Annotated in this window: 25 protein-coding genes; 3 read left to right on the top strand and 22 right to left on the bottom strand. The window is 42.0% G+C overall.

The features are described 5' to 3' along the window. Nucleotides 1–174: 174 nt before the first annotated feature. The 6 genes from DFP79_RS09725 to DFP79_RS09700 all read right to left on the bottom strand — a co-directional run bounded on the left by DFP79_RS09725 (nucleotide 175) and on the right by DFP79_RS09700 (nucleotide 6,250). The gene (locus DFP79_RS09725; RefSeq protein WP_133503758.1) at nucleotides 175–837 is read right to left on the bottom strand and encodes a protein-methionine-sulfoxide reductase heme-binding subunit MsrQ; all 663 of its coding nucleotides are present in this window, start codon (nucleotides 835–837) and stop codon (nucleotides 175–177) included. Then, nucleotides 837–1,832 carry a protein-methionine-sulfoxide reductase catalytic subunit MsrP gene (gene msrP, locus DFP79_RS09720; protein WP_133503757.1) on the bottom strand — a complete coding sequence of 332 codons (996 nt, stop codon included), beginning with the start codon at nucleotides 1,830–1,832 and terminating at the stop codon, nucleotides 837–839. The genes DFP79_RS09725 and msrP overlap by 1 nt, the downstream gene beginning before the upstream one ends. Before the next feature lie 103 nt (nucleotides 1,833–1,935). After that, nucleotides 1,936–2,775, bottom strand: coding sequence for a CDP-diacylglycerol--serine O-phosphatidyltransferase (gene pssA / locus DFP79_RS09715; protein WP_133503756.1), 840 nt, complete (start codon nucleotides 2,773–2,775; stop codon nucleotides 1,936–1,938). Between the two features lie 116 nt (nucleotides 2,776–2,891). Beyond that, nucleotides 2,892–4,175 (bottom strand): glutamate-1-semialdehyde 2,1-aminomutase, encoded by a 1,284-nt coding sequence (gene hemL / locus DFP79_RS09710; protein WP_133503755.1) that lies wholly within the window; start codon nucleotides 4,173–4,175, stop codon nucleotides 2,892–2,894. 22 nt (nucleotides 4,176–4,197) lie between these two features. After that, nucleotides 4,198–4,620: a protoporphyrinogen oxidase HemJ gene (hemJ, locus tag DFP79_RS09705; protein WP_133503754.1), complete on the bottom strand. Its 423-nt coding sequence runs from the start codon at nucleotides 4,618–4,620 to the stop codon at nucleotides 4,198–4,200. After that, nucleotides 4,607–6,250 carry a chloride channel protein gene (locus DFP79_RS09700; protein ID WP_133503753.1) on the bottom strand — a complete coding sequence of 548 codons (1,644 nt, stop codon included), beginning with the start codon at nucleotides 6,248–6,250 and terminating at the stop codon, nucleotides 4,607–4,609. The genes hemJ and DFP79_RS09700 overlap by 14 nt, the downstream gene beginning before the upstream one ends. A 690-nt stretch (nucleotides 6,251–6,940) precedes the next feature. On the opposite strand from DFP79_RS09700, the gene luxS reads away from it, so the two are divergent. Then, nucleotides 6,941–7,453: an S-ribosylhomocysteine lyase gene (gene luxS, locus DFP79_RS09695; RefSeq protein WP_133503752.1), complete on the top strand. Its 513-nt coding sequence runs from the start codon at nucleotides 6,941–6,943 to the stop codon at nucleotides 7,451–7,453. Between the two features lie 109 nt (nucleotides 7,454–7,562). Here luxS and DFP79_RS09690 read toward each other — a convergent pair whose 3' ends face one another. From DFP79_RS09690 to ccmA, 12 genes are all read right to left on the bottom strand, one after another. Next, a complete protein-coding gene (locus tag DFP79_RS09690) occupies nucleotides 7,563–7,796 on the bottom strand; it encodes a YheU family protein (RefSeq protein WP_133503751.1) in 234 nt (77 codons plus the stop codon). Then, a complete protein-coding gene (ligA, locus tag DFP79_RS09685) occupies nucleotides 7,796–9,841 on the bottom strand; it encodes an NAD-dependent DNA ligase LigA (RefSeq protein WP_133503750.1) in 2,046 nt (681 codons plus the stop codon). Before ligA ends, DFP79_RS09690 begins: the two co-directional genes overlap by 1 nt. 94 nt (nucleotides 9,842–9,935) lie before the next feature. After that, nucleotides 9,936–11,009, bottom strand: coding sequence for a cell division protein ZipA (zipA, locus tag DFP79_RS09680; RefSeq protein WP_133503749.1), 1,074 nt, complete (start codon nucleotides 11,007–11,009; stop codon nucleotides 9,936–9,938). Between the two features lie 64 nt (nucleotides 11,010–11,073). Then, nucleotides 11,074–12,183 (bottom strand): tetratricopeptide repeat protein, encoded by a 1,110-nt coding sequence (locus DFP79_RS09675; RefSeq protein ID WP_133503748.1) that lies wholly within the window; start codon nucleotides 12,181–12,183, stop codon nucleotides 11,074–11,076. Continuing rightward, complete coding sequence (locus DFP79_RS09670) at nucleotides 12,180–12,602, bottom strand: cytochrome c-type biogenesis protein (protein WP_133503747.1); 423 nt, start codon at nucleotides 12,600–12,602, stop codon at nucleotides 12,180–12,182. Before DFP79_RS09670 ends, DFP79_RS09675 begins: the two co-directional genes overlap by 4 nt. A gap of 26 nt (nucleotides 12,603–12,628) precedes the next feature. Continuing rightward, nucleotides 12,629–13,141: a DsbE family thiol:disulfide interchange protein gene (locus DFP79_RS09665; protein ID WP_133503746.1), complete on the bottom strand. Its 513-nt coding sequence runs from the start codon at nucleotides 13,139–13,141 to the stop codon at nucleotides 12,629–12,631. Next, entirely contained in the window at nucleotides 13,138–15,078 is a 1,941-nt protein-coding gene (locus DFP79_RS09660; RefSeq protein ID WP_133503775.1) for a heme lyase CcmF/NrfE family subunit, read from the bottom strand. The genes DFP79_RS09665 and DFP79_RS09660 overlap by 4 nt, the downstream gene beginning before the upstream one ends. A 41-nt stretch (nucleotides 15,079–15,119) precedes the next feature. Next, entirely contained in the window at nucleotides 15,120–15,578 is a 459-nt protein-coding gene (gene ccmE / locus DFP79_RS09655; RefSeq protein ID WP_133503745.1) for a cytochrome c maturation protein CcmE, read from the bottom strand. After that, nucleotides 15,568–15,750, bottom strand: a complete 183-nt coding sequence (ccmD, locus tag DFP79_RS18245; RefSeq protein ID WP_424960644.1) for a heme exporter protein CcmD — start codon at nucleotides 15,748–15,750, stop codon at nucleotides 15,568–15,570. Before ccmD ends, ccmE begins: the two co-directional genes overlap by 11 nt. Nucleotides 15,751–15,772: 22 nt before the next feature. Then, nucleotides 15,773–16,441 (bottom strand): heme ABC transporter permease, encoded by a 669-nt coding sequence (locus DFP79_RS09645; protein WP_341777644.1) that lies wholly within the window; start codon nucleotides 16,439–16,441, stop codon nucleotides 15,773–15,775. A gap of 74 nt (nucleotides 16,442–16,515) precedes the next feature. After that, nucleotides 16,516–17,178 carry a heme exporter protein CcmB gene (gene ccmB, locus DFP79_RS09640; protein ID WP_133503742.1) on the bottom strand — a complete coding sequence of 221 codons (663 nt, stop codon included), beginning with the start codon at nucleotides 17,176–17,178 and terminating at the stop codon, nucleotides 16,516–16,518. Nucleotides 17,179–17,180: 2 nt separating this feature from the next. Then, a complete protein-coding gene (ccmA, locus tag DFP79_RS09635; RefSeq protein ID WP_166637674.1) occupies nucleotides 17,181–17,780 on the bottom strand; it encodes a cytochrome c biogenesis heme-transporting ATPase CcmA in 600 nt (199 codons plus the stop codon). A gap of 192 nt (nucleotides 17,781–17,972) precedes the next feature. On the opposite strand from ccmA, the gene fliK reads away from it, so the two are divergent. Together fliK and DFP79_RS09625 are read left to right on the top strand one after the other, a co-directional pair. Then, the gene (gene fliK, locus DFP79_RS09630; RefSeq protein ID WP_133503740.1) at nucleotides 17,973–19,658 is read left to right on the top strand and encodes a flagellar hook-length control protein FliK; all 1,686 of its coding nucleotides are present in this window, start codon (nucleotides 17,973–17,975) and stop codon (nucleotides 19,656–19,658) included. Next, the gene (locus DFP79_RS09625; protein WP_133503739.1) at nucleotides 19,658–19,906 is read left to right on the top strand and encodes an EscU/YscU/HrcU family type III secretion system export apparatus switch protein; all 249 of its coding nucleotides are present in this window, start codon (nucleotides 19,658–19,660) and stop codon (nucleotides 19,904–19,906) included. Before fliK ends, DFP79_RS09625 begins: the two co-directional genes overlap by 1 nt. On the opposite strand, the gene DFP79_RS09620 is transcribed toward DFP79_RS09625, so the two are convergent. From DFP79_RS09620 to DFP79_RS09605, 4 genes are read right to left on the bottom strand one after another with little or no spacing between them, the layout of a single operon-like run. Beyond that, complete coding sequence (locus tag DFP79_RS09620) at nucleotides 19,897–20,313, bottom strand: DUF2802 domain-containing protein (protein ID WP_133503738.1); 417 nt, start codon at nucleotides 20,311–20,313, stop codon at nucleotides 19,897–19,899. The genes DFP79_RS09625 and DFP79_RS09620 overlap by 10 nt on opposite strands. Nucleotides 20,314–20,332: 19 nt before the next feature. Further along, nucleotides 20,333–20,824, bottom strand: coding sequence for a chemotaxis protein CheW (locus tag DFP79_RS09615; protein ID WP_133503737.1), 492 nt, complete (start codon nucleotides 20,822–20,824; stop codon nucleotides 20,333–20,335). A gap of 11 nt (nucleotides 20,825–20,835) precedes the next feature. Next, the gene (locus tag DFP79_RS18060; RefSeq protein ID WP_243730243.1) at nucleotides 20,836–22,110 is read right to left on the bottom strand and encodes a chemotaxis protein CheW; all 1,275 of its coding nucleotides are present in this window, start codon (nucleotides 22,108–22,110) and stop codon (nucleotides 20,836–20,838) included. 7 nt (nucleotides 22,111–22,117) lie between these two features. Then, nucleotides 22,118–22,891: a ParA family protein gene (locus DFP79_RS09605; protein WP_133503736.1), complete on the bottom strand. Its 774-nt coding sequence runs from the start codon at nucleotides 22,889–22,891 to the stop codon at nucleotides 22,118–22,120. Between the last annotated feature and the right edge of the window lie 64 nt (nucleotides 22,892–22,955).

Genomic DNA, 22,955 nt, shown 5'->3' with positions numbered 1-22,955 from the left:
ATTGACGTGTTCACTCATCAAAGACTTTAATTTTTTAGAAGTCTCCAGCGAGCGCCCACACAAATTATCTGATTATCTATTTTAAAGAGCGTACCGACTCGGTTACTTAGAAGTATTCTTCTTAGTATCTCACTCGTTGTTCTGAGTGGTTGTCCGTGTCAGTGGGTGCGTATATTACCTTCCAGATTTTTTTACGCAAGCACTTTTTTCAGTTTTTTTGATTTTAGTGATAGTTTCTTTAATTCTAGTATGGAGGGTCGGAAAATATGACGCGTTAAGCCGATACATTAAAAATGGAACAAGCGCCAAAGAACTGTACAAAGCAACACTGATATCGCTCTTAACTTGCCACCACAAATGCAAAATCACCAGTAGTACCGCTATATACACAGTTCGATGCAATGGTTTCCAGTTTTTTCGCAATTTCTTTATAGCAAACTTAAAGCTTGTTAACGCAAGAACACTCAAGATAACAACTGCAATAAATCCAACATACATATATGGACGCTTCAGTAAGTCTTCTTTTATCCATACCCAGCTGAAACCAGCATGAAGAACAAGGTAACCACAAACATGTGCACTGCTGTACCAAAACACCGTAAGACCGATAAAGCGCCTAAAACGACTAATCCATTTAAACCTTGATACCTTTACCAAAGGTGTCATAAGCAACGTAAACACCAAGAACACTACGGCCCATATTCCGGTCAATGTCATCACAGGCTCAGCAGGATCTGGAAAATAGCGCCCACTTAACAGAGAAGACACTATCCAGATCATAGGTAAACTAAAAAGTACGAATGCATACTTTTTATATGGATGATCATAAAACGTCATTAGTAAAACCTAGTAATGTCCATGTCGGCATACAGCGACGCGACCTCTTCTTGATACCCGTTAAACATTTGGGTATCAATAACGTTAGGGAACAACAAACCACCCGGTAAACGTCGCTCTTTCTTTTGAGACCAACGAGGGTGATCCACTCCTGGATTAACATTTGCGTAAAAACCGTATTCATTCGGCGCGATCATATTCCATGTGGTTTGCGGCATTTGCTCTACAAAACGGATGGTAACGATTGACTTTATGCTCTTAAAGCCATATTTCCACGGAACAACCAACCTAACCGGCGCTCCGTTTTGATTAGGCAAAATACTTCCATACATACCCACGGATAATAATGTAAGTGAATTCATCGCCTCATCTATTCGAAGGCCTTCGCGATAAGGCCAATCTAGTGCATTACCATTTTGAGCAGGCATTTGTGTGGGGTCGTATAGCGTTTCGAAGTAAACATACTTCGCTTTTGAGTTAGGTCGAAATTTCTTTAGAAAGCTCCCTAACGGGATACCAATCCAAGGCACAACCATTGACCAAGCTTCGACACACCTTAGCCGATAAATCCTTTCCTCTAGTTGGCTCTCTTTAATTAGATCTTCTAAATCAAAGGCCCCCGTGATATCCGCCTCCCCTTCAATATTAATTTTCCAAGGGTAAGGCTTTAATGAAGCTGCCTTTTTTTCTGGATCGCCTTTACCGTAGCCAAACTCATAGAAGTTGTTATACGTCGTTGCAGTATCAAAAGGGGCTGGAGTTTCTGTGCTACCAAAGGCCGTTTTAGAAATTGAACCGAATGATGGCTTTAATGAAGCTGGAGGCGAAAGAGGGTTGGTATTTTCACCTGTTGCAGCAATGGAATTTACAGGCAGAGAAAGTGCAGCACTACCTACTATTCCAGCTTGCATAAACTGGCGCCTATTAAGATAAATAGATTTAGGAGTTACTGTACTTTCGTGACATTCAGAAGTTTTAGCAATCTTTATTTGCATAACGCGCCCCTAATAGTAATAAACATATAGAGCGCATCATGACTAAAAAATTTAATCCGACTACACTCTCTTAGTTAGTTTAGTCGGATCAAATCAAAAAATATTACCGAAGTGCTTTAAAAAAGATTCCACCAATACCCCAAAGGCCATAGAGACAGAATACACCCATCAATACGATCGCAGGTTCTAGCGCAACCAAGATCAACACGAGAACAGAGATCAAGAGAACAACAAAAGGCACTCGGCCTTTGAGGTTTAAATCTTTAAAGCTTCGATACTTAACATTGCTGACCATCAGCAAACCTGTAATCGGCACCAATAACGCCATCCAACTTGCAATATCGGAACCCGACACTCCTTTTTCAGTCGCTGCCCATATTACGCCAGCAACAATTGCCGCTGCGGACGGACTTGGTAACCCTGTAAAATAGCGTTTTTCTTCAACACCAAGCATCGTATTAAAACGAGCAAGACGAAGAGCGGCACCTACTGCATAAATAAATGCAGCAATCCAACCAACCTTTCCTAATGGTGCCAACGCCCAAGTGAACGCGACTAATGCTGGAGCAATACCAAATGACACCATATCGGCCAACGAATCATACTCAGCGCCAAATGCACTTTGCGTTCGCGTAAATCGAGCTACACGCCCATCTAATCCATCCAGAACCATAGAGATAAAAATTGCGATTGCTGCATTGCCAAATTCGCCATTCATAGCTGCAATTATCGAATAAAAACCCGAAAACAACGCTCCCGTTGTAAACAGGTTAGGTAAAAGATAGACGCCTTTATGCGGCTGTTTCTGTACCTTTTCTTCTGACTCTGTTGATTGCTCAACAGTTGCTTTTTCTGCACTTTCTGTATTTAAACCGGCGTTCGTTTCGTTAACCCCAGAGTTTTCAATATCTGTATTTTTCATTTGCGTGTCATCAATCGACATATTGATTATTTAATCCTATTTCAGTCAAACTCAATTAAGCTTGCAACAACACTGATCATTTATTGTAAAAGGGTTATCCCCTAGATATGTCAGTCACAATGTTCTAGTACACTAACTTAAACCAATTTCGCGAACGCTGTTTTCGCGGCTTCAATTGAGTGTTGAATATCTTCTTCCGTATGAGATGCAGACATAAATCCTGCTTCGTACGCAGAAGGTGCTAGATAAACGCCTTCCTCGAGCATGTAATGGAAGAACTTTTTGAATCTCTCTACATCACACTGTTGCACTTGTGCAAACGACGTTACTTTCTCTGCGTCCGTAAAAAACAGACCGAACATACTGCCAACAACGACGGTAGAAATCGATACACCTGCTTGGTCAGCAGCAAGCTTCATTCCGTCCATCAGCATGTGTGCTTTCTTTTCAAGGGAATCATAAAAACCAGGTTGGGTAATCTGATTCAATACTGTGAGACCTGCAACCATGGCAACAGGGTTACCAGACAACGTGCCAGCTTGATACACAGGTCCCAACGGAGAAATGTGTTCCATAATCTCACGTTTACCACCAAAAGCTCCAACTGGCATACCTGCTCCAATGACTTTCCCCATTGTAGTAAGGTCTGGTGTAATGCCAAATCGCTCCTGAGCACCACCTAAAGCAACACGGAATCCCGTCATGACTTCATCAAAGATCAGAACTGCGCCAGATGAAGTACACTCCTCTCTCAGCGTTTCAAGGAACCCTTCTATAGGTGGAATGCAGTTCATATTCCCAGCAACGGGTTCAACAATCACACACGCTACTTTATCTCCTATTTCATTAAAGCAACGTTTTACACCTTCAATATCGTTAAATTGCAACGTCACTGTGTGTTGTGCAACACTTGCTGGAACCCCCGGTGAATTAGGAACCCCCAGAGTCAAGGCACCAGAACCTGCTTTTACCAGCAGCGAATCCGAATGACCATGGTAACAGCCTTCAAACTTGATAATCGTGTCTCGGCCAGTATAACCACGAGCCAGACGAATCGCGCTCATGGTTGCTTCTGTTCCAGAGTTAACCATACGCACCATTTCCATTGACGGTACAATTTCACATACCTTCTCCGCCATGGCGATTTCAACTTCAGTAGGCGCACCAAAACTTAGACCTGAGTCCAACTGCTCACGAACAGCATTAATAACACTTGGATGAGAATGACCTAGAATCATAGGCCCCCATGAACCAACATAGTCTATATAACGCTTCTTATCCTCATCGAAAATATATGCCCCTTCGCCTTTTTGGAAAAACACTGGGGTGCCACCTACACCATTAAACGCTCTTACCGGAGAATTAACGCCACCAGGAATGTGTTTTTGTGCGCGTGCATATAAGGTTTCAGAACGACTCATTTATTTCAAATCCATCAAAAAATTAAAAAGGTTTAACGACAACAAGAATACAAATTCCAACTAATACCAATACGGGAAATTCATTAAACCATCGGAAGAAGACATGACTTCGCGTATTCTTATCTTGTGCAAATTTCTTAAGCAATCGGCCACATGCGTGATGGTAACCAATCAATAAAACAACCAATGTCAATTTGGCATGAAACCAGGCAGATGAAAGGTAGTAATCCGTCGCATAGCTCATTAGCCATAGTCCTAACAAAACGCTTGCTATAGCAGATGGCGTCATAATGCCGCGATATAGTTTTCTTTCCATCACTTTGAAACGTTCAATACTTTCTTGATCTGTTGCACTCGCATGATAAACAAATAAACGAGGCAAATAGAAAAGAGCTGCAAACCAACATACAATCGCAACAATATGAAAAGCTTTAATCCACAACATTTGGTGACGGTTCCTTTAGGAAAAACTCATCTAACCTTTTTCGAGTTACGACACAAAGCTGATTAGACTGTTTTAGATCTATTAATAACTTATCTGCCGATGTCTCTTTGAAAATCGAACGCAGTTTCATTAGTGAATCAGGCTCTTCTATCTCAACTATCAAAACGGCTGACATTTCATCTGTACTTAACCCTAAAACCTCGTCACAAGGTTTTAACCAAGGGTGAGGGCCGAAATCAAGCGCTGACATTTTACTGAGCAATTCAGAAACAGGAATTTCATACCATTGCCCGCTTCTACTCACATAGACGTAGTCTATCATATTTGAAGCAAAATCTTTTATTTGCTCAAATTTTACAACATTTGAGATTACGATCGCTGAATGCGCTACTGGTTCGACAATATGAGATCGAAGTTGCTTCTCCATCGGAGACGAAACCGACGACAAACCAAGATAATTTAACCGCTCAATAAACACGGAGTCTTGCTTAAATAAAAGCTTAGTGAGCAAACATGAAAGCACAATGACAAACATCGCGGGAAAAATCACTTCAGATGTATGCGTCATTTCCAGCATTGCTAATAGGGCTGCCAACGGTGCCTGAAAACACGCAGCCATCATCGAAGCCATACCTAATAGAACAAATAACGCTGTCTCAATAGGTACAGGTAAACCCGTATCAAACCAAACCGCTACTTGAAGCCCTAACAGCCCACCGATTGAAAACGTTGGACCAATCATGCCGCCGGGAATGCCTAACCCAATTGAGCTGGCAGTAAGCAACATTTTAAGAAAAGCAATGAAGAATAATGAAGTCGCTAAAACGCCCCCCGAAAAAACCATATTAATGGTGTCGTATCCCCCACCTAAGACTTGAGGAAACAACCCTCCAACTAATGATGTTAAAAGGGCAACTATTGAGAAGCGATACCAAATTGACCAATGAGAAAAACGCCACAGCCATTTTTGTACTTGAAAAAACAAACTTGCAAAAACAACAGTCAAACCAACCAACACCAAACATACCATAGCCAGAGACAGATCAAAGTTCGGAACATCCATACTCACAACTTCAAACCACTCTAAATGCCCCAGTATAGATTGGCTTAAAACCGTTGCCGAAACGGCAGACAATAGAACAGGAAGCACCTGAGACATACTGTAACGGATAAAAATCACTTCGAATGTGAACAGCATTGCGGCAAGAGGAGTTTGAAAAGCGGCGGCAATCGCTCCTGTCACACCACACGCCACCAGCACCTCAATATTTTCAAAAGAAAGTCTAAATCGCTGACCGAGTTGACTTCCAAACGTCGCTCCTATGTGGGCTGCTGGGCCTTCCTTTCCTATCGACAAACCAGCAGCTAAGCCAATAAATGCACCAATAAATTGGGCAAGGGCATTTGAGAAAGGTAGATTCCCCTGATAGTAATTAAGCCGTTCAACGACATAGGGAATCCCAACCTTTTGTGTTTTCGGCCGAAGCAAAACCCAAAATACAGCAAGAACCAAACACCCAGTACTAGGGATAATAATCCGTTCCAATACTGAAAGCGCTTCGTAGTTTTCTGGGTGCTGAGGGATAATAAAGCTAGATACAAAGTGGACTAGTGAAACAAGGCTAATCATTACTAACCCACTCACTAGGCCCGATACGATCGCCAAGAAGGATAACAAGAGCAGCCCTTGGTTTTGGTTCTTATTCTGCTGAATGCGCCACTTAAAGGTGAAGTTAAAGTTTCTCAGGCTTTTTTCCTTTACTCATTCTTGTTTTCATAGACTCTCTTTAGCAGCCAACTTCCCTGTGTCGAAAAGATTTAAGCCATCACGCACCTTATTCAAGCACGCCCCCTCCAAAGAGAATGATAAAAATTTGATTACTATTCGATCTTCTAACAACAATTATCAGGATTAATGCGATGGAATACCAGAGATCTTTGGAGTCAATACAAGGCATAGTGATAACAATCACAACATTTGTCGGTGCCGGTCTGATGTCACTACCTGTATCTGACGCTAAGACGAGAGAACTTAGCAATATATGCTTGGTTCAAAACCATAATGTTGCCTACCTATTACCTCAGCTTCACTCTGTAAGCCCTCCCCTCTGCCGGAGGCACTTCTCATTATATTAGTAAGTAATTTAGCTTCGATTTAGTGTACTGAGCCGTTAGTTTTTTTGCGTATTCTACTTATCGGATCCGCCGTAATGCTAAAATTCATGTACAATAATCCTCATCGGCTCGACGCTTAATAAGGTAAGGTATTACGCTTTTAAGCTTAGCGCCACAATATATAAAGAATGATAGGAAATGAATTATGCCTCTTTTAGATAGCTTCCGAGTTGACCACACTCGCATGCATGCTCCTGCCGTTCGCGTCGCAAAATCTATGGCTACACCAAAAGGCGACACGATTACCGTATTTGATCTTCGTTTTTGCATCCCAAACGAAGAAATTTTGTCTGAAAAAGGCATCCATACTCTAGAACATTTGTTTGCTGGTTTTATGCGTGATCACCTTAACAGCGACTCTGTTGAAATCATCGATATTTCTCCAATGGGCTGCCGTACAGGTTTTTACATGAGCTTAGTGGGCACGCCAATCGAAGCAACTGTTGCAGCATCGTGGAAAGCAGCAATGGAAGACGTACTTGAGGTTAAAGAAAAGGGCGATATTCCTGAACTAAATGAATATCAGTGTGGCACTTACCAAATGCACTCTTTGGATGAAGCGAAAGAAATCGCTAAGAACATTTTAGAGCGTGACGTTCAAGTAAACAGTAATCAAGAACTGTATCTAAGCGAAGAATTTTTAGAACAGAATAGCTAAATAAACACTTATCTCAAAAAGATAAAGAGCTCGGAAATAAAAAAATCTCTATGCTTATGCATAGAGATTTTTTTATGGCTACTTTTTCATAATCACAACTTCTGCAATATTAGTGATCATAGTGTTGCAGCTGATCTTTCAACATCATTTTGATCGTTTCACTTTCCGTATCAAACAATAAAACTGCTGTTCCGTGCTTTAAAGCCTGAATAGCTTGGGCAATTTTCTGCTCTGCTGTAAGCTCATAATCACCATAATCTGTACCATCTCGCGTTACAATTTCTTTAAGCACATTATTTAATGTTTGTGGTTCAAGTGACTCCCACGGAATTAACGTATCCACTATGAGATTGCTCCCAGTTCTTTTAAGAAAGCGATCACTTCTTGCTCATTCAGAACAGGAACTTGCAAAGACAGCGCTTTGGCCAGCTTCGAGCCAGCCTTCTCACCCGCAACAAGACAATCTGTTTTACTTGATACGGACCCACTTACCTTCGCCCCCAGTTGCTGAAGTTTGTCTTTTATTTCATCACGCGTAAACTCACTCAATGTTCCCGTTACAACGTAGGTTTTTCCGAGAAGAGGCTGCTCACTTTCATCTACTGCTTCCTTTAGTGTTTCCCAGCTTATACCCTGTTCAACCAATTCATTAACAACCGTTATATTCTGCTCATTCTCAAAAAAACACCTAACATGCTTCGCGACAATAGGACCAACATCAGGGACTTGAACCAGAGACTCGGCGTCTGCATGCGTCAACGCTTCTAATGTTTTGTAATGCTGAGTCAGTGCTTTGGCAGTTGCCTCTCCGACTTCACGGATACCAAGAGCATATATAAACCGGTTAAACAAAGTGTTCTTTGATGTCTCAATCGATGTTAAAAGCTTGTCTACCGATTTATCCCCCATTCGCTCAAGATCAAGAAGACGAGCTTCCTTTTCATGAAGCCGATAAATATCCGCAGGGGTTTTAACCAATTTATTATCGACCAACTGCTCTATCAGCTTGTCACCCAAACCATCAATGTCCATCGCTTTACGGGAAACAAAGTGCTTTAGACTTTCTTTAAGTTGAGCGTTGCAAACAAGCCCACCCGCACAACGTATTACCGCTTCGCCTTCAACTTGTTCTGTATGAGAGCCGCAAACTGGACACGAATCAGGGTATTCGACAGCGGCAGCTCCGTCTGGACGTTTTTCCAAAACAACTTGAACAATCTGCGGAATGACATCACCCGCTCTGCGAATGACCACCCAATCATGAACTCGCACGCCAAGGCGCGCTATTTCATCCTTGTTATGCAACGTTGCGTTTGAAACAGTTACGCCTCCCACAAAAACTGGCTCAAGCCTCGCTACAGGAGTGATGGCTCCTGTTCTTCCTACCTGAAAGTCAATTCCTTTTATTTGAGTCATTTCTTCCTGTGCAGGAAATTTACGGGCGATCGCCCATCGAGGCGCGCGAGCAATGAAACCGAGCTGCTCTTGCTTCGCAATGCTGTCCACTTTGTATACGATACCATCTATATCGTACGTTAATTCAGGGCGTGCCTGACTTAACGTTTCATAGTAAGACAAACAACCTTGGATTCCAGTCACCTTTTCCATGTTTTCATTTATCTTAAAACCCCATTCTCCCAACTGAATGAGTCCATCATAATGACTCTCTGGTTGCGTCCAGCCTTCACTAAACCCTATAGAATAAGCACAAAGTACGAGCGGTCTCGACGCAGTAATCTTAGGGTCAAGCTGTCGAAGGCTACCCGCTGCTGCATTTCTGGGATTTACAAACAGCTTCTCGCCCTTTTCTTTGGCTTGTTCATTCAGCCTTTCAAAACCCTCTTTCGGCATGTAAATTTCACCACGCACTTCTACGACAGGAGGTGGGGTCGTCGTGCGTAGTTTTAACGGAACCGTATGAATCGTTCGAATGTTCGAGGTTATATCCTCACCCGAGAGGCCATCACCCCGAGTGACACCTCTTACAAGCAGACCATTTTCATACCGGAGACTGATTGCCAAACCGTCGAGTTTAGGCTCACAGCAAAACTCAATGTCGGAAGATTCGTTTAACAGCTTTTTGACGCGATCATTAAAATCCATCATAGAGTCATTATCGAAAGCGTTATCCAGAGAAAGCATCGCGACAGTATGCTCAACGTTGGAAAAACCCGAATCAGGTTTCTCGCCGACGCGCTGAGTGGGCGAATCAGCTTGAATCCATTGCGAATATTTAAGCTCAATAGATTGAAGCTCTTTGTATAGACGATCGTATTCGGCGTCCGGCACTTTAGGCTCGTCTTTTACATGGTATGCATAGCTGTAATCATTCAGTTGAGAAACCAGCGATTTAACTCGCTCTAAAGTCGGGGCTTTGGCATCAGTCATAATGTACTTTCTTTTATATCGATATAAATAGAGAAGGCCCCTAAGGGCCTTTATCTCATTCTGTTTACTACAATTGTACTTGCTACAAATGTGATTACGGTTGTTTCTTTTGTCTGGTTAACTTTCGTCGCTCGAAATCGCGAATCCGTTGACGACAATGTGCAATAGTTTGCTCACTCATTGGACTGCGACGCTCATCTCGTAATTCACCGCCTAGGTTTCGAACAAGCGTCTGCGACGTTTCAAGCATAAAGTCGAAGGCTTTCATGCTGTTCTTTGGCCCAGGTAATCCCATAAAGAAGCTTACGCCAGGAGAGTCAGTTTCCCCCATTGAATCGAGATCAAACGTCCCAGGCTCTATAGCATTAGCCATGCTAAATTGCACCCGTCCGCGATCAAAACCTTCTTCATGACGATGGAAAATATCCATTTCGCCATATCTCATCCCGCAATTTATTACGAGCTGAAGTAATTCCATACCAGCAAATGGGCTGTCTTCTGGAGCAAACACGTTAAGAACAATAACGTCTTCTACCTCGGCTTCATCATCCATTTGTTCGTCGTCTGATTCCTCAAGCTCGCCCAATGGCGTTACCTGATCAACATCAATCGAAGAGTAGCTTCGCTCATAATCTTCAGGCTCAAAATCTTCAGTTTCATTGTTCTTATCATGATAGGCTTCTTGTAGATCTGATGTTGGATCTAACAAAACATCATCATAGTCTTCATCAATGGATTGATTTACTGGTTCAGAATAATCCTGATCAACCGACATGGTTTCTGGCGCATCGAAGCGCTCTGGCACCAACGACTCTAACTCATCTAAACGAATATCGTCATCACGCTTGATCTGGGGTCCAGCATCAACCTTGTGTGGCATTTCCGTTAAAGGGCTGCCGCTTGTCTTTCGCGCATTTTCAAACGCATTAGCAATCGGATCTGACGCCTCCATAGACGACGATACCGGACGAGCGCCGCCATTAGGCAACTCTCTTCTCATTACGGCTTCTTTTAGTGACTGTTCAGGGTCGATAAAATCGTTATTATCATCGTCGCTACTGTTTAAAGCCTGTTGGTTTTTACGGTACCGACGGTATCCGTCAACGAGTATCGCGATAATAATCACGACTCCCACTAAAATTAGCCACTCACGCAAGCTAAAATCCATTACAAATTCCGAATTAAATCAATAAAATTGCGGCTATTATCAGATGAACGCCGCCCTGTTTCAATTATAAGACAACATTCACCCTAAATTTTTTTTGGGCCTGTGTAGATATGTTTAGCAATTCACCAACAATACGTCCACTTGAGGCCTTTTGGTCATGTTTTGTCGACATACGAACAAATATATCAACGTTACTGAAATCCGCCAATGTTTTCCCCTCTATCATGTAATCCATGTTCGTCAAAATAATCGTCCCTTGTGCATCATGTAATGGCACTTTTTGAATACTGATCGGATAGGGTAATTCATCTACTTTTGCATAGACTAAAAATACCGTATCTTGTGTAAGAGCAACGTCTTCAGGAATTGCGAGATTCAAATAAACGATGTGAGTCGTGTCCAGCATTTGAACGCTAGAATCGTCGTGTGGCATTTTATTCGCTTGCGTTACCTTTTGTGCCTGATTGATCGTTTTTAACAATGTTAGCCGTTCTTGACCCAATGAACTAAAACGAAGCGCATAGGCCCACTTAGAAAAAGCCGTAAATATTTCTCCCGCTTCATATGCGATAATACCCGTAAAGCCGAGCGCTGAAGAATTTTTAGGATCGAGTATCAGAATTTGCTCAACGATGTCCACAAGGTCATTTGTGATTTGCCTTTCGGAGAACATATAGGCGGCTTGTGCATACCCATTTAATATTTGAACCCTATCCTTAACATCGCCATCTGTAGGTGAACGTTCGAGAGCCGTTCGATAGGTTGAAATCGCTAAACCATACTGAGCAGTGGCGAAGTAATGTTCAGCGAGGTAGAACCAATCACTGTAGTGGTTATATCTTTTCGTTCGGTAAATTAAGTACTCTGTACTCTGGTTTGTATCCAACTCTCCAGTTTGAAGTGCCTCAACAAACGAAACATCAGCCTGATACCCAAGCTTCTTATACAGTACAGTGCTCGCAAGAATCGTAAACATGATACTAAATGCGACGACGGTTGTTCTACCAATACGCAAAGTACCTACACGCAGAGTAGCTACATGCTGAGTTGCATTATTTTCGACCTGATCGAAATTATCTAAAAAATTCGCTCTTACAACACTCCGCTTGCTGAATTCTATCAAAGTAAATACGGAGACAAGTAACAAGACAATAATGGAGCCAGTTAGTATCAAAACTCAGTCTCCGTTATTTTTCTCTGAGCTCTGAGGACCAAAATAAATACTATTGCTCCCACAGAAAGAAATAACAAAGGCGCGGCCCATAAAAAGAAAGTATGCGACTCAAAAACCGGTTTATACAAAACAAATTCGCCGTATCGTGCAACCATATAATCTTCAATATCCGTATTTGACTTGTTAGACGTTATCATTCGGTACACTTGATCTCTTAAATCAGTGGCAATTGCAGAGTCCGAGTCTGCAAGGCTTTGATTTTGACATTTCGGGCATCTTAGCGATTGTATCAGTTGCTCGTAACGTACTTTCTGCGAAGGCGTCTCGAATTCCCGAATAGAATCTGCCAAGGCCATTCCAGAATTAATTCCGCTCAAGAAAGCAAACCAAACAAACACCGCCCTCAACCATAACGCCATATTCAACTCTCTTCGCAAGCTTATCTTTACTCATTCATATAGCTTTTGAGGGATTGCCAAACTGCCTCGTTTACAACCCCTTGATGACGTTGAACAATCACCCCTTTGCTGTTCACTACGAATGTTTCAGGCGCACCGGTTACACCTAAATCCACTCCCAAACGCCCCATTTCATCAAAGATCACTTTACTGTACGGGTTACCGCGCTCAGCCAACCAATCCAGTGCAGGCTTCATCTCATCTTTGTAGTCAATTCCAATAATATTAATCCCCTTAGCGGACAATTCCATTAGATATTCATGCTCTTGTGCGCAAGCTGGACACCAAGTTCCCCAAACATTGATTAAATAAGGGCCTTGGGGTAGATCTTTTTGCGTAATGATGTCGTTCGTTTTTAAATTAACCAATGTAAAGCTGGGAACAGACTTTCCGAGCAATGCAGAAGGCATCTGATCATCATGACGATCTAAGTTAAAATAAAAAAAACTTCCCAAGATCACTAACGCAATAAATGGGATAAAAAATAGGACTTTTTTCACTCAATTTCTCCACGGGGTTTATATCGCTTATCCAACGCTGCCAGTATACCGCCAAACATCATTACCAATGCACCCAGCCAGATCCAGCGCACGAAGGATTTAACATAAATTTTTACGCTCCAAGAATCGTCGTCATATCGCTCTCCTAACGCAATATAAAGGTCTCTTGTAAACCCTGTAGACAGAGCCGCTTCAGTCATAACCTGACCCCGCGTTTGATAGTAGCGTTTTTCTGGATACATTACTCCTAACGCAACGTCATTGTTAGTTACGTTAAACTCTGCTTTTTGGGATACGAAGTTTGCTTCACGCGAAACAGCCATATCGCTTAAGGTAAACTGATAGTTCTTTACACTTGCCGATTCCCCTACATGCAAACGCACAAAACGTTCTTCAGAGTTGATGCTGACGAGTACTACCCCTATTAAGCTAATCACGACGCCTATGTGGGCAATGTGCATACCATATCGACTTTTAGGAAGCTTTCGCATTCGCGTAAACACAGTCGTATCTTTGGTTACTGCCTTGCCTAGTAAGTCTCTAATCGCCATGATGAGAACCCATAAAGCAATCGTAAAAGCAAAGAACGCGAGCCATTCAAACAAGAGAAATTGAAAACACGCAGTCGCAATAAATAACGCGAGTATAAAGGGAAACCAAGTCACTCTAAGTAAGTACTTTGGTTTCGTCGACTGCCAACGAGATATCGGGCCAATCCCCATAAAGAAAATCAGCAAACACGCAACAGGATTGAACACTAAATTAAAATAAGGCGGTCCAACGGACACCCTACCTGATCCCATAGCTTCCAGTACTAATGGAGAAAGCGTTCCAACAAATACAATCAAAGTTAGTGTGATCAATAAAATATTATTCAGAAGTAACCAACTTTCTTTTCCGAAGATATCAAAATAGGAAGTATTGCGAATAGATGACGCTCTCATGGCAAACAGGAGCAAGCCTCCCCCCACGATGATCAACAGCATCGTCAATACATACGTTCCTCGTGTAGGATCAGAGGCAAAAGAATGTACTGAGGTTAGTACTCCTGAACGAACTAAAAATGTTCCTAAGAAAGAAAGAGCAAAAGTAAAGATTGCTAACAAAAGCGTCCAGCTTTTAAATAAGCCTCTTTTTTCTGACACAGCTAGACTGTGCAAAAGTGCTGTACCTGCCAGCCATGGCATAAAAGAAGCATTTTCAACTGGATCCCAAAACCACCAACCACCCCAACCAAGTTCGTAGTATGCCCACCAGCTTCCAAGTGCAATACCGAGTGTAAGAAATGCCCATGCGAAGTTTACCCAAGGTCTTACCCAGCGAGCCCATTGAGCGTCCATTTTTCCTGTAATTAATGCTGCTATTGCAAAGGCAAATGGCACAGAAAAACCCACATAGCCCATATACAACATTGGCGGATGTATGATCAAACCGAAATCTTGCAGCAACGGATTCAAATCCCCACCGATCTGAGGTGAGTTAGGCAGTAAGCGTACAAAGGGCGAAGATGTAAAAAGAAGAAACGACAAAAAACCAGATGAAATCAAACTCAGAACAGATAAAAGAATGCCACGAAAATCTTCATATAACGCATGGCTTCGAAACGCTACATAGCAATTCCAGCCAGATAAAATTAGCACCCACAGTAGCAAGGAGCCTTCGTGTCCTCCCCAAACAGCGCTTATTTTAAACCAAAGAGGCAATAATTGACTGGAATTTTCTGCGATATATAAAACACTGAAGTCATCGACCGAAAACGAGTAACACAGCCCTAAAAATGCCAGAAAAGTGAAAACACCAGTAAGATACGTTAATGGTAATGACAGCCTCGCAAGCACCCTATCTCGTTGGTAAACGCCAATAACAGGAACAAGAAAACCCAGTACTGCAAAGCACATTGCCAAGATCAAACTGAAGTGAGCCAACTCAGGAATCATTATTGGCATCCAGAAGCACGTTAGTTTCCCGTCTCACTATTCTATTTTCCTTCTAATTTATTTCGCTGGTCGTTTGATTTCGCAGACTTCAAAGCGTCTGAAACCTCGGGAGGCATATAATTTTCGTCATGCTTTGCCAAGACCTCTTCCGCTAAAAACTCACCGCTTTCAGTCAGTTTTCCTCGTGCGACAATACCTTGCTCCTCTCGAAATAAATCGGGTAATATTCCGTTGTATATAACCGTGACCCTGCTAGCGTAATCCGTAATAGAAAACCTGATTTTTAGCCCTTCCGACTCTCTCACAACTGAATTTTTTTCAACCATTCCACCCGCGCGAATAGTAACGTTAATTGGCGCTTCACCTGACTGAATTTGAGTCGGAGAATAAAATAAGTTGATATTCTGTCTAAGTGCATACATAACGAGGCCTGCGGCAGCACCAACAATGATCAAAATTACGATAAGCAGTAATGCTCTTTTTCTTCGCTCAGGGTGCATGGTTTTGATCACTTAAAGCAGATGAAAGTTGAGTTTTGTCTAACGAGCGCATGCGTCTAAGAATGCGCATTTTTTGTTTAGTTCGACTTCGTACTGACTGAATAAACAAAATCAGCATTGAGATAACAAAGATGCCATAACTAGACCATACATAAACACCGTGAGTTCCCATCAAGAGAAAATTTTCAATCGACTCAAACGCCATCGTTAACCTCATCTCTAACCCACCGAGTTTTCTTTTCGCGCTCCAATATATGTGTTTGCATCCGAATAAACACAATAGCCAAGGCAACAATGTACAGACCGATAAAACTCAACAACAAGGGAAGCCACATTTCGGACGGCATTTTCGGCTGTTCAGTTAACGTGAACGTCGCAGGTTGATGCAGAGTATTCCACCAATCAACGGAATATTTAATGATGGGTAAATTGATTAACCCAACCAATGCAATCACTGCGCTCAACCTATCGGACAGCTGTCGCTCCAAATATGTATTATGTATTGCAATGATCCCTAAATACATTATAAGCAAAATTAATACAGAGGTAATGCGGGCATCCCATTGCCACCAAGTTCCCCATGTTGGCTTTCCCCAAATTGCGCCTGTTATAAGGGCTAACGCAGCCATTAAAGCCCCGACAGTTGCAAAACCACGAAGAGCAATCGGAGCTAACTTCATTCGCCATACAATTTGCACAAATGCTGCCACTCCCATTGCGACATAAAAACTTTGAGCAATAACCGCTGCTGGAACATGAATATAAATTATACGAAAACTGTTTCCCTGTAGATAATCTTCTGGGGCAAACCCAAGCCCCCAGACAAGGCCGCTTCCTAAAAATAGAGCCCCGAAACTCAGCAAAAATCGCTCCCATTTTAGAGAGAGATAATAAAACTTCTTCGGTGAGCCCAGAGTATGGAACCATGACCAATTCATTATTCAGCACTCGCTTTTAAAGAAATTGCACAAAAAAACGGAGAGATAAGCAATACGATCAAAAAAATCGCCGCTAATATCGCCAGCTGACCGATTCCAGACACGCCTAACTCAGAAGCTTTTACATATCCAGTTGAAAAAATTAAGACGGGGAGATAAAGAGGCATCACAATCAAGGTCATTAAAACCGCGCTGTTTCTCAACGAAGCGGTAATGGAAGCACCAATTGCCGCTAATAAAAAAAGTGTGGGGGTTCCCACAAGAAGGCTTACTATTGTTTCAAACATAAGATCTTCAGGCAACGACAATGCAACCCCACAAAACGGAATTAACACAAGTAACGGAAGGATAAAGGCGCCCCAACGAATTAACACTTTACCTAATACAATAATAGACACCATCAACCCGTTCATTCGCCACTGATCAATCGAACCATCACGGAGATCTTCTTTAAAAATGCCGTCGAGTGCCAGCATTGAAGCAAGGCTTGCCGCACACCAAATAATCCCCACCGAAGCAGATGCTAAAAATGAAGGTGATGCAGAGACGCCTATCGGGAATAAAACAATCACGACGAGAAAAAACAAGATAGAGTTCGCAATGTCCTGCTTTCGACGAAATGTCAAATACCACTCAGATAGGAAAATACTAGAGTAAGTCATTGCTAACTAAGAAAAACCTCTTTGTAATTAGGTATAGCTAGAGGTTGATGAGTCGTCAACACGACTGCCCCACCTTTCGCAACTTGCTTCAATATCGCATTTTGAATCAGTGCTTGAGCAACATTATCGAGAGACACAAAAGGTTCATCTAATATCCAAAGAGTACATTCACGCAGCCATAAGCTCGCTAACGCAACGCGTTTTTTTTGTCCTTCAGACAAAAAACGACACAGAACATCCATGTGTTCCTGTAATTGAAGCATATCTACCACGGTACTAAATTCCTTTTTGGGTACACTTCCATTTAGCAAATACAGATTTTCACTCACAGAGAGGTTGTCTTTTACCCCCGTGTTGTGACCGATATATAATGTTTCTTTCAAAAACTGGTTGTAGGCTCTATTTGTACTGCCGCCGCGATAAAGAATCGTGCCATCACTGATTGTTAAAAAACCGAGAATCGCTCTTAGCAACGAACTTTTCCCTGATCCATTTTCCCCAGCGATTTTAATAATATCGCCACTATTAAGGTCAAACGAAACAGGGGAAAACAACACCTTATCGTCTCTCTCAATTTCTAGATCTTTTATGCTCAGCAACATCATCATTCCCAAAAGTTTTGTCTCAACCTGCCGTTATGTAGGGAAGTTATGTTCGAATAAGAGCATTGGAAACAATCTTTACCGCCTGTAAAATGACAAAGCCGTTATATAACTCTCTAGGCTATTATAAAAGAAACGCCGTCCGATTATAAAAGAAACACGGTGCAATTTTCTCTCGAAGGACAAAAAAGAATGCTTTCTAACATCAATTCCTTGTTAAACAACAGCACAACTAAAACAGCTGATAACAAAGTCTCTGATAACAAAACCTCGGGAAATAGCAGCACCGGAGCATTAACAGGAAAAATAGCCACTTTAACAAGTGAATTGAAGTTAATAAACAGCCTGCAACCAATTAGAGTAACGTCAGTTCAGACAGCGCAAACCCAACAAGGCCCAACCCAGTTTATTCGGGTAACAAACAATCAGTCTAAGCCATTCACTGTCATTAATGATCAACCAAACAACAACATAAAAGTAGGCGATACTGGAAACCTTGATGCGTCTAACAGTAAATCCAGTTTAACGCTCAATGTAAAAATCTCCCAATCGAATGCCGATTCAGCGCAAACGAGTAGAATTCAAAACAATCCCCAAAACAACAGCACTCAAAACGCAACGCAAGTGCCACAGAATACATCAACAACGAACACGGCCCGTCAAGCGGATACAGGCTCACCAAAACTGACGTATTCGGCGTCACCTTCCGCTTCTGCAACAAGTAACGCCAATCCAACTGCGAATTCTAAAGAAGTTTTAACAAGCATCAAAATTGTCTCTGAAGTATTTACTCTTAAAGCACTTTCAAATTCCACCAATACAACTCCAAACGCGAATACAACAACTAATACGAACTCGACATCACCGCTAAATACATCGCCACAAAAAGTACAAAACACAGCGACCTTTCAAACTACCGTAACGGACGGTAGCCAAGAGCTCACCTTAACAACAAAAGCACCACTCAAAGCAGGTGACTCTCTCTCTGTTTTTGTTGATAAACAAGGAAACATTCAACTTGCTCCGACTCAACCTAGAGCGAATGCCAACACACCAACGACAGAAGCGTTAAAGCAATCGCTCCCAAATCAGGCTACATTTCAAGAATTTACAAATACGCTAAAGTCATTACAGAATATCTCGTCTGAGAGCGACACTCTGACCCCAAAAGTTCAAAGTGCATTAAACCAACTGGTTAAAGAGTTTCCAAATCTAAGCAGCCTGATTAGCTCCCCCAATGCACTCAAAAGCGCCATATTAAGCAGCGGGCTTTTTGCGGAATCAAATCTGGCGAAAAATACAGAATCACTTCCTCAGGATTTAAAGTTAAACCTAATTCGCTTACAAAATGCGCAACAAGACAGTGATACTGCTACCACAAAATCACCTAACCAACAAATTTCGAATTCTATGAATTCTATTGCTGGCGCAATTGACCGAATTTCCACAAATCAACTTAGGCACTTTGTAGAACAGTCTCAGAGTGACAACACGGTCTACCCTTTACATATTGAGCTCCCCATTAAAAACGGCTCTGATCAGTCAATGGTAAAATTGACAATTGATCAGGACAGAGACACAAAAGAAGAAGTGGATCCACATAAGCGCCGGTGGCTTATTCAGCTAAAATTCGACTTTGAAGAAACAGGTAAGTTTGAAGCAAGAGTGAGCGTTCAAGAGCGTAACGTCAGCGCACTCTTTGCTGTAGAAAATCAGATAACGGAAAAGTTAATTAAAACGCATTTTCCGTCTTTAAAGAAATCACTTCAAGAGAAAGACATTGTGTTAGACAGACTAGATGCGTTCATTACAAAATTCAAAGAGGAAAAAGAACAACCTTTATCGACCACCAAAAGATTGATTGATGTGAGAACGTAATGAAAAAAGCTGTCGCATTACAATATGATTATCAAAGCGCACCGAAAGTCACTGCAAAAGGCTCCGGCCTCATGGCAGAACGTATTATGGAAATCGCCCAGGAAAATGATGTATTACTGCATGAAAGCCCTGAGCTTGTTGAAGTGCTAGCAACACTGGAAATTGGAGATGAAATTCCAGAGTCGCTGTATTTGGCAGTTGCCGAGATAATCGCGTTTGCGCACAATATCAAAAAAGCTTACGAATAAGGGTGGTCGGAGTTTCTACGAGATTCATTCTTTAAAAGACTAATTAGCTCTGCTTCTGCTCGGATTAGTCCACACTTTGAGACAAGGTCATCAACAGTAGCGCCCATTTCCAGCAATTCCATTGCTCGGTTATACGAAACACCACCCGCACTCTCTTTGGTGATAATCTCTGATTGTCGCTCTACTGCAATATTGAGTTTTTTCTCAATAGCAACCAAACGACGCCCCATACCAATGGACCCCGAAGCTAAAACCTGCACTTGCTTTTTCTGGTTTATATCTGCTTTTTCTTGCGCGCGAATAGAACGTTTAAGCCTAGAGGACAGCCTAAAACTCCACACCGCCAAAATGATAATAAATACAAACTGCAATACAAGTAGCAGGTTAAATATCCACTGCGATTCCATTTATAGCCCACACAAAAACTTAGAGTGATCCAATTTCGACCAACTCATCTTCGGACAATAGTTTATCCAAATCGACTAGAATAAGCAGCGTATCATTCTTATGACAAACACCCTGAATAAATTTAGAGGATTCATCATTTCCAACAGCTGGAGATACTTCAATTTCAGATTGACGCAGATACACAACCTCTGACACTGCATCCACCAAAATCCCAATAATTTGTTTTTCTACTTCCATAATCATGATACGAGTTGAATCCGTAATTTCCCCGGATGACAGAGCAAACTTTTGACACGTATCGATTACGGTAACTACAGTACCACGTAAATGAATAATACCCAGCACAAACGAAGGCGCTCCGGGTATAGGCGCGATTTCTGTATGGCGTAGAACTTCTTTAACCTGCATGACGTTTACGCCATATATTTCACTGTCTAATCGAAATGTCACCCATTGCAACATTGGATCATCTTGTTCTTTTACTTCTTGCAACCCGCGACCAGTAGTCATCAGCTACCTCCTCAGTCAACATGTTTTAAGTGTTTGCGAAAACCATTTTCCGGGTCTTCCAGCAATGTTATGAAACCTTGTACATCTAAAATTGCACACATATGATCTATTACCGTCCCTGCCAACCAGGGTCTTCGGCTGCGATCTGAACGCCATTTAACTTCTGACGGCTCCAGAGAAATCGCTTCTGCCACCAATTCGCACGCTAATCCCCAATCTGAACGATCAAGCTGAATAACGAATTTAAAGCTTTCCTTTAATTCGCCTTCATAGTGATCAGGCATAACCCACTTCGCAGTGTCCACTGTCCGAAGGTTAAACTCACCAACATTAGACATCCCTAAAAACCAGCTAGGTTGACCAAAAATAGCTGTCAGTTTTTCATCATCCCCTTGGTGTATACCACCTAACTCAACCAATGGCACTGCGAGTTTCAGCTTACCTACATGGAAAAGTAAACATTCAAAGCGACTCTGAGCCCAAGGCAGAGGATCTGTCGGAGCAATTTGTTTTTTAGGCTCTAGATGTATTTCTTCGTCCGTATCCGCTATGTCAGCAGTATGCGACTCATCAAACATTGCACTTTCTGTTGCAACATTTCCTTCTAAAATAGGAGTTGAAGCAACAGAAAGTTCATTATCCAACACTACTTCCGTTTCAATATCTGCCACCGTAACATCAGTCGAAAGTTCAGTATTGTCACTTTCTTCATCTGCTATATCTGAATCATAAGAAACAGACGATACATCCTCTTGTAGCTCTGATTCTTGAAGTTGCTCTTCAACTTCCTCAGGGGGCTCTTCCTCGAGCACTTTTTTAGACAGCTCGTCTTCATCAACTAAATGATCTGCTGACAACAACTCAGATGTACCAATCGTCAATCCAAGACTTAATTCATTCTCTTCAACTGTCGCTGTCGATGCCCCCTGTTGAGCAACCGATTCATATTCTTGCTGTAACGGCTGTATAGCAGCCTCAAAGTCAGCAAAAGACAAATCTAACCTGTCAAACTCATCTTGTTGATCGATCCGCTGACTTTCTTCAGTAATTTCACTTTCTTTATCATGCGAGCCTTCCTCAAGAACATCCTCTTGAAACTCTTCATCTTTGGAAGCCTCTGCACTCAGTGAAGGCATAGCCTCTTCAACTTCAACGGTTGATTCTTCGACCAACACTTCGGATGACGTTGTTGGCTCCGTCGCATCCTGTAACAAATCGTCTAAATACTTTTGCAGAGCCTTTTGAGGGCCAACCAACTCCTGCTCTTGATTTTTTATATCTTTCATTACCATCTTACCCAGCTGGGTTAAGTAAGGAGTCCATTAAACTAGCATAAGCTTTTACGCCTCTAGCACTTGCATCGAGTGCAGAGGGAGCAATACCTGCGGTACTGGCATCTCTTAATTTCGTATCTACGGGAATCACTGAATGCCACACCGTTTCATCGTATATTTCTTTGATACTTCTTAAGCTTTTATTAGACGCCTGTGTACGCCTATCAAATAACGTAGGAACGATGGTATACGGAACAGGACGCTTTCTAGCACGGTTAATCATACTAAGCGTCCTAACCATTCTTTCTAAACCCTTAATAGCAAGAAACTCTGTTTGTACTGGAATCACCAATTGCTGACATGCTGCCAATGCATTGATCATCAACACCCCCAGCACTGGTGGACTATCGATTAAAACGTAATCAAAGTCATCCCAGAGAATAGCCAATGTCTTTGATATAACAAGCCCCATTCCTCCTTGAGACTGAGCATGTCTTTCGAGTGTTGCCAACGCCGTAGAAGCCGGCAAAAGAGACAGGCTAGGATGACCAGTTTCTAAAATTAAAGAAGGCGGAAGGCTCTCGGGGATTTTCCCATTTACCTGAAATAAATCATAGCCGCTGTGTTCAATTGAGTCAGGGTCAAATCTAAAATAACTCGTAAGAGATCCATGTGGATCCAGATCAATCATTAACACTCGGTGACCAGCATCTGCCAAGAGTCCTGCCAAGGTCACAACAGTTGTTGTTTTGCCAACACCACCTTTTTGATTCGCGACCGCCCAAATGTGCACTCTATCTCCCCAACTTTCTCAATATGACTGTTTATGCAAAATATTTGTAATCATATACAGTATC

It is taken from the genome of Marinomonas balearica (genome assembly GCF_004362145.1).
GTDB lineage: Bacteria > Pseudomonadota > Gammaproteobacteria > Pseudomonadales > Marinomonadaceae > Marinomonas > Marinomonas balearica.
The sequence above is the reverse complement of the archived record's forward strand: the minus strand, read 5'-3'. Positions and strand labels throughout refer to the sequence as shown.

Bases quoted from the DNA above. Each gene is read 5' to 3' on its own strand.
- DFP79_RS09725 (WP_133503758.1), bottom strand. From the start codon at position 837: ATGACGTTTTATGATCATCCATATAAAAAGTATGCATTCGTACTTTTT.
- msrP (WP_133503757.1), bottom strand. From the start codon at position 1,832: ATGCAAATAAAGATTGCTAAAACTTCTGAATGTCACGAAAGTACAGTA.
- pssA (WP_133503756.1), bottom strand. From the start codon at position 2,775: ATGTCGATTGATGACACGCAAATGAAAAATACAGATATTGAAAACTCT.
- hemL (WP_133503755.1), bottom strand. From the start codon at position 4,175: ATGAGTCGTTCTGAAACCTTATATGCACGCGCACAAAAACACATTCCT.
- hemJ (WP_133503754.1), bottom strand. From the start codon at position 4,620: ATGTTGTGGATTAAAGCTTTTCATATTGTTGCGATTGTATGTTGGTTT.
- DFP79_RS09700 (WP_133503753.1), bottom strand. From the start codon at position 6,250: ATGATTAGCCTTGTTTCACTAGTCCACTTTGTATCTAGCTTTATTATC.
- luxS (WP_133503752.1), top strand. From the start codon at position 6,941: ATGCCTCTTTTAGATAGCTTCCGAGTTGACCACACTCGCATGCATGCT.
- ligA (WP_133503750.1), bottom strand. From the start codon at position 9,841: ATGACTGATGCCAAAGCCCCGACTTTAGAGCGAGTTAAATCGCTGGTT.
- zipA (WP_133503749.1), bottom strand. From the start codon at position 11,009: ATGGATTTTAGCTTGCGTGAGTGGCTAATTTTAGTGGGAGTCGTGATT.
- DFP79_RS09670 (WP_133503747.1), bottom strand. From the start codon at position 12,602: ATGGCGTTATGGTTGAGGGCGGTGTTTGTTTGGTTTGCTTTCTTGAGC.
- DFP79_RS09660 (WP_133503775.1), bottom strand. From the start codon at position 15,078: ATGATTCCTGAGTTGGCTCACTTCAGTTTGATCTTGGCAATGTGCTTT.
- ccmE (WP_133503745.1), bottom strand. From the start codon at position 15,578: ATGCACCCTGAGCGAAGAAAAAGAGCATTACTGCTTATCGTAATTTTG.
- ccmD (WP_424960644.1), bottom strand. From the start codon at position 15,750: ATGGGAACTCACGGTGTTTATGTATGGTCTAGTTATGGCATCTTTGTT.
- ccmB (WP_133503742.1), bottom strand. From the start codon at position 17,178: ATGACTTACTCTAGTATTTTCCTATCTGAGTGGTATTTGACATTTCGT.
- ccmA (WP_166637674.1), bottom strand. From the start codon at position 17,780: ATGTTGCTGAGCATAAAAGATCTAGAAATTGAGAGAGACGATAAGGTG.
- fliK (WP_133503740.1), top strand. From the start codon at position 17,973: ATGCTTTCTAACATCAATTCCTTGTTAAACAACAGCACAACTAAAACA.
- DFP79_RS09625 (WP_133503739.1), top strand. From the start codon at position 19,658: ATGAAAAAAGCTGTCGCATTACAATATGATTATCAAAGCGCACCGAAA.
- DFP79_RS09620 (WP_133503738.1), bottom strand. From the start codon at position 20,313: ATGGAATCGCAGTGGATATTTAACCTGCTACTTGTATTGCAGTTTGTA.
- DFP79_RS09615 (WP_133503737.1), bottom strand. From the start codon at position 20,824: ATGACTACTGGTCGCGGGTTGCAAGAAGTAAAAGAACAAGATGATCCA.
- DFP79_RS18060 (WP_243730243.1), bottom strand. From the start codon at position 22,110: ATGAAAGATATAAAAAATCAAGAGCAGGAGTTGGTTGGCCCTCAAAAG.